General features: G+C 62.0%; 8 protein-coding genes and 1 tRNA gene. All 9 read right to left on the minus strand.

Features of this window, described 5'->3' with window-relative positions; translation table 11 throughout:
- Positions 1–158: 158 nt before the first annotated feature.
- Entirely contained in the window at positions 159–491 is a 333-nt protein-coding gene (locus tag AC1DSN_RS11390) for a hypothetical protein (RefSeq protein ID WP_477296522.1), read from the minus strand.
- A complete protein-coding gene (locus AC1DSN_RS11395; protein WP_477330742.1) occupies positions 491–5371 on the minus strand; it encodes an RHS repeat domain-containing protein in 4881 nt (1626 codons plus the stop codon). The genes AC1DSN_RS11390 and AC1DSN_RS11395 overlap by 1 nt, the downstream gene beginning before the upstream one ends.
- A 151-nt stretch (positions 5372–5522) precedes the next feature.
- A tRNA-Sec gene (locus AC1DSN_RS11400) sits at positions 5523–5618 on the minus strand.
- 13 nt (positions 5619–5631) lie between these two features.
- Positions 5632–7563: a selenocysteine-specific translation elongation factor gene (gene selB, locus AC1DSN_RS11405; RefSeq protein WP_477296948.1), complete on the minus strand. Its 1932-nt coding sequence runs from the start codon at positions 7561–7563 to the stop codon at positions 5632–5634.
- The gene (gene selA, locus AC1DSN_RS11410; protein ID WP_477330748.1) at positions 7560–8984 is read right to left on the minus strand and encodes an L-seryl-tRNA(Sec) selenium transferase; all 1425 of its coding nucleotides are present in this window, start codon (positions 8982–8984) and stop codon (positions 7560–7562) included. Before selA ends, selB begins: the two co-directional genes overlap by 4 nt.
- 12 nt (positions 8985–8996) lie before the next feature.
- Complete coding sequence (gene fdhE / locus AC1DSN_RS11415) at positions 8997–9953, minus strand: formate dehydrogenase accessory protein FdhE (RefSeq protein WP_477330743.1); 957 nt, start codon at positions 9951–9953, stop codon at positions 8997–8999.
- Entirely contained in the window at positions 9950–10612 is a 663-nt protein-coding gene (locus tag AC1DSN_RS11420) for a formate dehydrogenase subunit gamma (protein ID WP_213947576.1), read from the minus strand. Before AC1DSN_RS11420 ends, fdhE begins: the two co-directional genes overlap by 4 nt.
- Positions 10609–11523: a formate dehydrogenase subunit beta gene (gene fdxH / locus AC1DSN_RS11425; RefSeq protein WP_063570793.1), complete on the minus strand. Its 915-nt coding sequence runs from the start codon at positions 11521–11523 to the stop codon at positions 10609–10611. Before fdxH ends, AC1DSN_RS11420 begins: the two co-directional genes overlap by 4 nt.
- Before the next feature lie 10 nt (positions 11524–11533).
- On the minus strand, positions 11534–12084 hold a 551-nt coding region (locus tag AC1DSN_RS11430), incomplete at its 5' end, for a molybdopterin dinucleotide binding domain-containing protein (protein ID WP_477330746.1).

Consider the following 12084-nt stretch of genomic DNA (forward strand, 5'->3'; position numbering starts at 1 on the left):
GCCGTACGCATGCTGATCGAGGACGCCGGCTATCCGCGCGCAAGCATCGTCGGCACCGTGGTCGAGGGAAGCCCGGGTATCGACGTGAGCTGAGGTGGCGGCAGAGCATGGGAGTCGAAACCCGACCGCTACTCAAATCTGGGGGGACGTCGGGGCTATCAGCAGCCAAACCAATCGGGCCGCTTAGCTTCAGCTCCTGCCCACCCCCAGTCATGAAACATCTCGATGAAGGATTCATGGTCATAGCTCTCTTGTGGGGAAGGTTCATCCAAGACCGAAAATGCATATCCCAGTTGCTTTACTTCATCCTGATATTGCTTCACCTGTGAATATTGGGAAATTATCAGCATTCCATTTTTTGCCCCCAGATCACGGATTCTCGCAACAGTCCCTATCTGGTGGCCGTTTCCTAAAACAATCACATATCCGGCGTCGATGCCGAGCCCTAGTTCATCGCACGCCTTTACTAACCAATCTAAAATTTTAGTCATTATTGTGGTGGGTCCTTAATTGGAATGTGATCAACTGGCCCAACGTGACCATGGGGCTGCTGAGAAGTAGGGGCGCCGGAATCGTGTGATTCGGGCCCACGTACTTTGTTCGTAGGAAATGGGTCCGGCAATTCTTTGTTTAGATCTTTATAAGCCTGCATGTCACCAGACGTGATTCCGGTTCTCTTATCTGACTTAGCCATATCGACTAAGGCTTGCTTTTCCTTGCTGAAGGCTTTAGACGTCGAAGCAACGTCTTTTGCGATGTTTTCGACGCCCTGCAGGGCATCCTTACCAATTGTGGCTGCTTCCTCACCTTTGCCCAAAGAGACGATAGAAACTGCGGCCATCACCATGTTTTCAGTGCCAGCTGCCGTCCCCTTGTCAGCTACCTGACTTACCGACTCGGCGCCAAGAAGATTCCACGCCGCACCAGCAAAGGCCCAACCAAATGTCGCTACGTTATCGCCTGCGTTTGCGGCGGCCTGAGCATTTTCATCGATGTTCTCTCCGACCGAGGCTTGTCCATTCGGATCGGTGTTCTTGACAGGGTTATTACTAGCATAGGCGAAACGATTGAAATTCGCCCGATTTCCAGCAGCTGGAGTGACCGGATCGATACTCATGAACCGCCCCACACTCGGATCGTAATAGCGCGCCTGCATATACACCAGGTCAACGTCACTATCATTGACGTGGCCCGTGAATCCAGGGCCGGCAACGGGTATGCCAAGAGCGCTCTCGCCGTAAGGGCGATAGTCGTTGGACGAACGGGAATTGCCCAATACGTCGGTTGTAGCGAGTACCGATCCTTGCAGGTTCGTATAGTAGTAAGAGATTCCACCCGCAGCTGCCGGCCGGTGGCCAGCTATGAGCTTTCCGGCGAGATAGATGTAGTCGGTGCCGTTCCCCGTTGCGGCATCGAAGTCCCACATCAGTTGACCGCTGCTGCTGTACGCGTAGTACGTCGTGCCAGCTGGCGTCATCTTCTTTACACGACGACCGGCGGCATCGTAGGTATACGTGCCTTTGCCGTCGATCGAAGTCAGCTGGTTCGCCAGGTCGAAGTTGAGGATCTGCGCGTCCTTGGCGACCGTATTGCCACGTGCGTCATAGCGGAAGGTATGCTGAGGCACGCCGTTGTTGGTGATCGAGGTAAGCAGGTTAAAACCGTCGTAGTTGTACGTGTTGGTTCCCGAACTGTTTGTCAGGCTTCGAAGGTTGTTGAGCGTGTCGTAGGTATACGACTCAGTCCCCCACAGATTGCCCGCCGCGGCCGTAACGAGGCGATCCATGCCGTCGTACGCCATGGACCTGGTGCGCTGATTGTTCGTCGCGATGTCGGTAAGCTGTGTGACGTTGCCGTTGGCGTCGTACGCGATATTCTCGGAAATGACGGGTGTCGTACCGCTCTGCCTGAATGCGAAATTGCCGAACGTGTCGCGCAGGTTCTTGGTGCCGACATAGGTCGCACCGCTGCCCATCAGGTAGAACTGGATCGTCCCATCCCTGAAGAGCGACAGGTTCGACACATAGCTTCCGACGATCGTGGGACGACCGATCGCGTCGGGGTTATAGGGGACGAATTCTCCATCGGGATAGGTGGTCGCGCTTTGGGCCCCGTTAGCATCGTAGCCGTAAGCCAGCGTCCAGTTGTGGCCATCGACCGAGAGGGTTTCGCTGGTGAGCAGGCCTCGCCTGTTGCGTCCGAAGGTCCAGCCGACCGCACCCGACGTGCTGGTCGCCACGTTGCCCAGCGCATCGTAGGTGAAGGTGCTGGGCTGTGTGCCGGTCGGATAAATGACCGAGGTGACGCGGTTCATGGCGTCGTAGGCACGCACGGTCTTGGTGCCTTCCACCACCTGGTCCTGCCCACACCCTGCGCTATTGAACGACGCCCCGGACACGCTCCAGGCTAGATTGTCGGCGTTGTCGTAGGCCATGATCTCGCTGCCGGATTCCGGCTCCCACGTGCGGCAGAGACGATGCTCGCCGTCGTACGTCATGGTCTTGGTGATCGACTGGCCGCCCCCACTTTGGGTGATGGACACGGGGTTCCCGTAGGTATCGCGGAAGATCGTCTGGAGCACGTTCTCCGGTGCCTCGACGAGTACGGGCTTGTTGTAGGCTGGCTCGTCGAACATCTGGTAGGCATACGTGGTGATATTGCCCTTTTGGTCCTTTACCTGGGTGCGGTTGCCACCAAGGTAGGTGGTGGTCGTGATCAGGTCACCGAGCTCGGACGTATGCCGCGTCCCGTTCGGTCGGTTCAGCACGTCACGGAAGGTGAGCAGGCCATTGCCCATGTTGGCCAGAAACGGAGCGCCGGTATACCAGTATGACTGGAACGACTGATTTCCCCTCCAGTCATAGTCCGTACGCATGCTGTAGTAGATGCTGTTATCGGCAGGGTGAGAGTCGTGGACGATCGGCCTGAGCATGGCGTCGTAGTAGAGCTGGTCGACACTGTTGCCCTGGGTGGCCGTCCTGCGCCAGTGCACGCCGCCGATGTTGCGGTCGGCCGGAGGCATGAGTTCGTACACGATGTGCTGCGCATTCCATGCGACCGAGTCACCGCCGGGATAGACGACAGTGGAGAGACGGCCGATTGCGTCATAGCCGTAGCTGGTAACGTCGCCCTTCTGGTTTGCGATCGCGGTGATCTGGCCCAGGTCGTCGACCACAAGTGACTGCGCGGTGTTGTCGGGATAAAGAATGGAGCGCGGAATGCCGCGGTAGTAGTTCTGCAGGGCGGTAGTATGGTTGTTGCCGTCGGTGAAGCTAGCCAGCTGCCCCTGCGGATTGAATGCGTAACTCATGACCTTGCGGCCGAAGCTGTCGCGTTCTAGCAAGGTCTGGTCCGTCGGGTTGTAGACGTTCTGGCTGACAGTCTCCCCAGTGGTCAGGTTTTCGCTCGTGGTGGGTAGACCGAGCACCCAGTGAGGAAAATCGTTCAGGTAAGTCGTGCGTTCCTGGACGCTGTAGCCAAAGCTGCTATTACGCTGCACCGTCGTGGGTTGGGCCAGGGAGTCGTAGACAAGGGCGGTCCACAGGWAGTGATYCGTGTCCTGGATCACCTCGCGGGATGCTGTGGGAATCTTTTCCTGCACCTGCGCGATGTTCACGCGCTGGAACATCGAGGTTCCCCACGGGTGGGGATAGGACGCCGCGCGTCCGTCAACCGAAGGATTTGGATTGACGTAGCCAAAGACGGTGGACCTGCGCAATGCGGTTACGTCCGCATCCCCGTCGAAGATTTCTTCGTCGACGAGCATTCCCTCGCTGTAGTCGTAGCGATTACTGAATGTGCTGCGCTCTGCGTGGCCATCGGGATAGATGGTTTTGGTCCACACGGTCGAAGGGCAGCCCGCCGCGCAGTTCTGCAACCAGCTTTCGTTTGACGGCGAGTAGGCGTAGCTCCACGTCTGCGTGCCGATGCCCGTGCCGGTAAACTGTCGCTGGATGATCGACATGTTGTACCAGGCGTCCGGAAGCGTCGCGTAGGTATCTGGCGTTGTCGGGTCGTTCGGCTGGCCTGAAGGGATCACGCATTCGCGGGGTGTGAAAGAACGCCCGCGCTTGACAGCGGTAACGGTGAACGCTCCGCTCAGGCCCGAAGGATGGGTGATGCGTCCCGTGTGCGTCGCACTGGCGGGCGGCGAACCGATTGCATCGCAACTACCGGGCCCCGGGTTACCGTTGTTCCACGCCTGGTTGAGACCGGTCATATCGAAAGACCACGTCGAACCGTCAGGCTGTACGATCGACGTCAGCTGCGCTAGCGAGCCGACTTGCGTATACCCATAGCTCCAGGTTCGCGAACCAGCTGCATTTCCGACAACGGTAACCGTCGAAATGCGCGGCGTGCCGGCCACGTACGAGATCGCTACATGGCGTCCGTCACTGCCGTCGATCGCGGTGACGAGATCACCGCTGTAGGTATAAGAGATGAAGTTGCCAAAGCGATCCTGTACGCGCGTGACCAGCATGTGGCCCTCGCGGCGAAGGAGGAGATCGTCGCCACCCACCTCTGGTGTTGCGATGGCGTCGCGCTTGAGCGCCTGGCTAGGCGGTGAGAACAAGGGGCGGTGAATCGTCGGCATGTAACGGTACGCAAGGTGGTCTAGCGTGTACCTCGTTCCATCCGGTGCGATGGCCATGAAGCTCTGCAGCGAAGAATCGGTGCTGGCGTGCTGCACACAGCCGACCGACCAGTTGTGAGTGGTCGTAATATTTATGAGTGGCGAGTTCACCGGGAAGAAGTCGGAGCTCGGAGCTGCCGCGTTGTTATCGTCACGAAGCAAGAGTTCCTGGCTTCCTTGCCCCGGAATCTTCAATTGATAGCCGTGCCACCAGGCTTCGGGATCCCAGTCGGTGCGTGCCGAGTCCCCCGCTGGGGGAGCAACGGTCGGGGGCTCGCGGAATCCGCTGCAGATATCCTTGCGGGCAGCCGTATTGACCAGCCAACCGGTGACGTTGTTCTGGTCCGCCGTAGTCGTCTCGATTTCAGGAAGATCAATGTCCCAGTCGCCGAACGCTAGGTTCTTCAGATCCGGGCGGTCCTCGACACTGGGTATCGAGAACTGGCGGCCTATGGTGATCGTCGGTCCGGTGCCTGGCACAGACACATCGACCTGCTCGAATGACAGGCTGCCGTCGTATAGGCTGACGCGCTCGCCGAACGGATTCTCGCCTAGAGGTTGCAGTGTATCGTCGACCTTGATGAGCTTTTTATACTCATCCTGGGGCGCGACCATCGTCTGCGCGCTAACCGTGGTGGTCGATAGCAGTAGTGCCATGGCGATTGCGCCGCCACGGAGTGAAATCGTTCTACGGAAGAAAGCGCGAACGGCGTTCGCGCCGAGATGCCCGAAGTTCATTCCCTGTCCCTGTACCCCGCACGATCATGCGTGGCGGCGAATCTATTCCTTCGGCAGAACGCTAGCTAATGAATTTTCCGTGACATTTTATCTTGCGATGGAAGAGCGAAAATCGATGCAACCTTTACCCTGAATCTTGGAACCAATGAAATGGCGGAAGAGCATGGGAGTCGAACCCACCCAAGACAGACTGGCTGCCTCACCCGGATTTGAAGTCCGGACGCCCCACCGGGGACGATGCTCTTCCACGTTGCAGCACCTTACGTATCTGGCGCGAACAGGTCCAGGTACCGCGGCTGGATTCGCCGTAACGTGCCGCGCCTGAGCGTAACACCGTGCCGGTCGAAGAACTCCAGCACGAGGATCGCCACCTTGCGGCCGCCGTCGAGCCGGTCGCGGAACTGCGCGGCCGTCACCCAGCCATCCGCTGCATGGGCCTCGATATCGGCCGCTATCTGTACCATCTCGTGGACGGTTGTACGCAGGAAAAAATGATCGTGACTGACCTCATCCACGCGTCCCATCCGCGCCACCCGATGGAACAGGTGCCGGATGTCCGCCTCGGGATACGAGAGCACACCGGCGATGTCGCGCACGCGGGGCGGACGGAAGCGTGCCTCGCCAGCCAGCAGGGGCGCGACCGAGGTCCATAGTGCCTCCTGCGTCGGACTCAAGCGCATCAGGTGGCCGGCAAGACGCACGAAGGCGCCGTCGCGAGCGACGCGCTCCGCGAGGTCGGGATGCTGCAAGGCCATGGTGAACGCAGCGGGTGGAAGTTCCGGCTTTACCGCCTTGCGGAGCTTCTCGCGCGCCATGCCCTGAAGGTCCGGGTTAGCCGCGTGGAACACGTCGAGACGGTCGATCAAGGCGGCGACAAAGTGTTGCCATGAGGCATGACCGATCGCGATACGTTCGTCGGCCGTATCGAACACCAATGGTGAGAGTTCGCGGACGATCCCCTCCACTAACGCCGCGGAGAGGGCCCGGTCACGCGCAAAGGCGCCGAGGTCCCACGACAACGATGGCATGTCGAGCAAGGCGGCAAGGCTCCGTTGCGGATCGTCGAAGCCCAGTGCGGCGCGCTCGGCCACGCGTGCCGGCGTGCGGCGATGGCGCTCCGGGGCGCGCAGGTCGATGAACTGTCCGCCGCCCATCGTGCGTCGCGCGGAGACGTCGCGCAGCACGAAGCGATCCTGCGAGGCGGCGGCGATGGGCCGATCCAGTACCAGTTGCACGTCCGCCGTCTGTCCCGGACGCAGTTGCTGACCCTCGAGTGGCACGACGCGGGCGCCGACCTCCACGGCGCCATGGTGCAGCCGTACGGCAAGCCAGGGTTCGACGGCCCGGGGTTCTGAAGGCAGCAGGTGCAGTCGCGCGTCGATGCGATCGGTCGGTGCGTGGAGGAAGGGATCGAGCACCATGTCGCCCCGATGGATCGCGTCCTTACCGATATCTTCCCCAGCGAGGTTGAGGGCACAGCGGTCACCCGCGCGACCGGTCTCGACGGGCCGGTTCTGCGCGTGAAGTGAGCGGACGCGCGCCGTTAATCCCGATGGACTGAGACATACGGTGTCCTTCGCGTGCACGACACCGGAAAGCACCGTGCCGGTCACGATCAGGCCGATCCCGGGGAGGGTGAAGACGCGATCGACCGCAAGACGGAACCGACCGTCATGACCGCGTTCGTCAAGTGCACGTGCTTCGGCGACCAGTCGCTCGCGTAGCGCATCGATGCCCTCGCCGGTGGCGGACGAGACAGGCAGAATCGCCGCGCCGGCCAGTGAGGTCTCCTTCGTCGCTTCATGAATCTGCGCGCAGACCTCGGTGAGACGTTCCGGTGTCGCCAGGTCGGCCTTGGTCAGGGCGATCAGCGCGCGACGTGTGCCGAGCAGGTCGAGAATCGCCAGGTGCTCCCGCGTTTGTGGCATCACGCCATCGTCGGCCGCCACCACGAGCAGTGCGATGTCGATGCCGGCGGCACCGGCGACCATGGTGTGCACGAAACGCTCGTGTCCGGGCACATCGATGAAGCCCAGCGTCTGGCCATCGGGCAGGGGCAGGTAAGCGAAGCCGAGGTCGATGGTGATCCCGCGGGCTTTTTCTTCTTTCAGGCGATCGCCATCGACACCGGTGAGAGCCCTGACCAGCGATGTCTTCCCATGATCGACGTGGCCTGCCGTGCCGACGATCACGGCCGGTGTGCGGCCAGCCCCGCGGTGTCCAGCTCGCCCAGGATCGCAAGTAAGGCGGCCTCGTCGCTTTCCTGCAGGCAACGAAGATCCAGCAGCAGGGCGCCTTCGGAAACACGTCCGATCACCGGATACGAAAGCGCGCGTAGCGCCGCTGTCAGTTGCTCCAGTGCATCCTGGCTGCCGCGCGAACGAATACGCAGCGCGGCGCTGCGAAGTGTGTCCAGCGGCAGCGCGCCGGATCCGATCTGGCTCTGGCAGTCGGCGACATCGACGACGAAGGCTTCGTCGAGATGCTGCGCCACCGCTGGTTGCAGGCGATGTGCCTGCGCTTCGATGTCCGCGTGCGCCCGGGAGAGGAAGCGCAACGTCGGCAAACGTTCGGCGAGGCGATCCGGGTCGCGATAAAGCGCGAGCGTGGCTTCGATCGCTGCCAGGCGAAGTTTGTCCACACGGAGCGCGCGCTTGAGGGGGTTGCGATTGATCTCGGCGATCAGCGCGCGATCGCCGACGATGAAGCCGGCCTGCGGTCCGCCCAACAACTTGTCGCCGGAAAAAGTGACCAGGCGCGCCCCTTCCTCGACGGCCTCCCGCACGGTCGGCTCCTTTGCCAGCCCGTAGCGTGCGAGATCGACGAGGCTTCCCGAACCCAGGTCGTTTAGCAACGGCACACCGGCCGCATCGGCGATGGCGGCGAGCTCGGGCGCCGCGACCTCCGCGACGAAACCCTGGATACGGTAGTTCGACGTGTGCACCTTCATCACCAGACCGGTGCGCTCGTTGATCGCGTTGCGATAATCGGTGGCATGGGTGCGGTTGGTCGTACCGACTTCGACCATGTCGGCGCCGGCGCGCAGCATGATGTCGGGCATGCGGAACGCGCCGCCGATCTCGATGAGCTCGCCGCGCGAGATGACCGCCTCGCGGCGCAGGGCGAAGGTGTTGAGGCAGAGCAGCACGGCCGCGGCGTTGTTGTTGACCACCGTGGCGTCTTCGGCGCCGGTCAGTTCACGCAGGAGGCGGCGGACGTGGTCGTCACGTTCGCCCCGTGATCCGGTGGCGAGATCGTATTCGAGCGCCACGGGGTGACCCATCGATGCCACGGCTGCCTCGATGGCGCTATCGGCTAAGACGGCGCGGCCGAGGTTGGTGTGCAGCACGGTTCCGGTGAGGTTGAACACCGGTCGCAGACCAGCGGGCCGGGCGTCCAACAGGTTTGCGGCGCGCTTGACGACTTCGTCGGCATCCGGCGCTACGCCGGGCGAGGTGCGCAACGCGGCCCGTACGTCGTCGATCACGCGGCGAATCGCGTCGGTAGCGGCTACCCGCCCGTGACGATCCAGCAGCAAGGCGGCCCCTTCGGTCGCCAGCACAGTGGCGACGGCGGGAAGGCGGCGAAGGGCATTCGTGTCGGGCTCGGCCATGGACACGATTATCTACCCGATATCTTCCTCGCTGTCTCCCGTCAGCAGCAGCGGGTTCGGGGCATGGCGGGCAAAACCTTCCTCGCTGACCATCAGTTCCAGGCCGAGCGAGGCGAGGTCATCGGCATAGGGGTCCACCTGGGTGTCGCGCACCTGGTAGAGCAGCTTGCTATAGGTGTGACACTCGGCACAGGTTTCGAGCTTGACCAGGCCGGCATCGCCCTCGATGCCCTCCTGGGTCAGCTTGCGGGTGCCTCCGCACGTAACGCACACGGTGCGGGTGTGGTTCCAGGCGGTGGAGCACATCGAGCAATAGAGGTACCGGGTGCCCGGAATCAAGCCGGTGGCGGTGATGACACCGGATACCGAAGGCGAGCCGCAGCAGGGACAGAGGGATCGTTGCTCGAGCAGCCGGAGGTCGGCGGCGTCGAGACGGGCCGCGGAGCCGGTGAAGTAAACCTGCAGCGCGGCGGCGATGAAGACGGCTGCACCGATATCCGCCGGGGGAACGTGCCCGCGGAGGAAGTTGTTGGCGTGTCCTTCGAGTGCGGCGATGTCGGTATGGCGCAGGGTGTCAATGGCGTCGAGGGTGGCCGGAGGGAGGTCGGCGTCGGGATGCTGGACATGATCGAGCACGGATGTGAGGCCTTCGCGCCAGGAGGCGTCGCGGTGGTGGCCATCGGCAGCCAACGGCGGCATGCGCGCCTCGGTGGCGCGGGCGACGGCTTGCGGATCGACCATGCCGGCGGGTGCGAGCGTGGTCGACACCCTGTGTTGGGCACGGGCAACGCGAGCCAGGAAGCGCAGCCAGGGCTCCATGGGATGGCCGGTGGCAAGGTGGTCCAGCCTTGCCGCTGTGGCGGCGAAGCGCCGCGCCGGGTCCGGCATCACGATGGGTGAGGGAGACTTGACCCCGGGGTGAGAGGGACCGCTCCAGGACGCGTCGGGTGGTGCCTCGGCTTGCTTCACGGATTCTTCCTGGGCGTGGTCTTGCTGACACGACGGCTTGCCGCCAACTGGTAGAACCACTTGCGATGATGGTGCCACGCCCAGCCCGGCGTGACGTAACCCTGGGTCATGCTGCGCACGGAATCGCGGATCCAGATGGCCGCGTAGACATGGACGACCCAGACAAGGATGGCGGAAATCGCGGCCAGGCTATGGATGAGTACGGCCACGCGCTGCACCGGGATCGAGGTGGCCTCGCCGAAATACACTTCCCATATCAGCAACCCGGTGACGAACAGTACGGGGATAAGCAGTGTCATCGACCAGAACACCAGCTTCTGGCCACTGTTGTTGCGGCCGATAGGCGGTACATGCTCGTCGTCATTGGCGACGACGTGGACAATCGCTTTCGACCAGGCGATATCGTCTTTGGAAGGCAGGTTTGCGCGCCAGAACTGGATGATCATGCCGATCCAGCTGATCACCAGAAGCACGCCAAACCAGGGGTGGGCGGCGCGTGCCCACTGGCCTCCGCCGAACAGCCCGGACAGGAAGAACAGGATCGGGTGGAACATCGACAGGCCGGACAGCACCAACAGGATGAACAGGCCCGCGTTGATCCAGTGGTTGACGCGGTTCAAGGTGGTATAGCGGGTGATGGCATTCGCCGGGCGGGTCATGTCGACTCCTCCTCTTTTTCACGCAGCACGCGGGCGGCTTCGGCCTCGTCTTCATCGGTGACTTCGTTCGGGCCGATGGTGGTCCAGTGGAAGAAGGCACCCACGGCGGCCATCGCGATGCCGATCACCGCCAGCGGTTTGAGAATGCCCTTCCACACTTCGACGACCGGGCTGATGCGCGGTTTGTCGGGCAAGCCCGAATACAGCGATGGCTTGTCCGCGTGATGCAGAACGTACATGACATGCGTTCCACCGACTTCCGGCGGATCGTAGAGCCCGGCTTTCTCGAACCCGCGTGACTTGAGGTCCTCGATGCGTTCGCCGGCCCAGTTCGTCATGTCAGTCTTGGAGCCGAACATGATCGCGCCGGTGGGACAGGCCTTTACGCAGGCGGGTTCCAGGCCCACGGAAACGCGATCGGAACACAGCGTGCACTTATACGACTTGTGATCCGTCTTGCTGATGCGGGGAATGTCGAACGGACACCCCTTCACGCAATAGCCGCAGCCGATGCATTTGTCGCTGATGAAGTCGACGATGCCGTTGGCGTACTGGACGATCGCGCCCGGGGCAGGGCATGCCTTCAGGCAACCCGGATCTTCGCAGTGCATGCAGCCGTCCTTACGGATCAGCCACTCGAGGTTGCCTTGTTCGTTCTCGTACTCGGCAAACTTCATCAGCGTCCAGACGCTCGGCCCCAGGTCCATGGGATTCTCGTAGGAGCCTTCGAAGTGACCGATCTCCGGACGCAGGTCGTTCCACTCCATGCAGGCGGACTGGCAGGCCTTGCAGCCGATGCAGCGGCTCACGTCGATGAGCTTGGCCACCTGGTCCTCATGACTGCGCGCCGCGGGCGGCGTCATCGTCGTGGCGGAGCGGCGTACGTAGTCTTGCGATTGCAGATCAGACATGACGTTCGCCTCAGGTGGCCGGAGCGGCGGTGCGTTCGATATTGACCAGGAACGCCTTGAACTCGGGCGTCTGTGTATTGGCGTCACCCACCGACGGGGTCAGCGTGTTGGCGCCGTAGCCCTTCCTGGCCTGTCCGGTGAAGCCCCAGTGCAAGGGCACGCCGATCACATGCGTCGACTTGCCATCGACCGTCATCGGCTTGATGCGCTTGGTGACATACGCCTTGCAGATCACTTCGCCACGCTTGGACGAGACCTTCACCCAGCCGCCCTGCGCGATGCCTTTTTCCTTCGCCAGCACTTCGCCGATCTCGATGAATTCCTCCGGTTGGAGGATCGCGTTGATCAGCGCGTGCTTGGTCCAGAAATGGAAGTGCTCGGTGAGGCGGTAGGTCGTCGCGACATACGGGAAGTCCCGCCGGTGCCCGAACGACGCACGATCGTCCGCGAAGACACGGGCCACCGGGTTGTTGGGCACCTTCGGATGCAGCACGTTTTCCGAAGGCGACTCGAATGGCTCGTAGTGCTCCGGGAACGGACCTTCGGCCATGAGGTTGTGGG

It is taken from the genome of Luteibacter sp. P4_D7_3, from assembly GCF_056401735.1.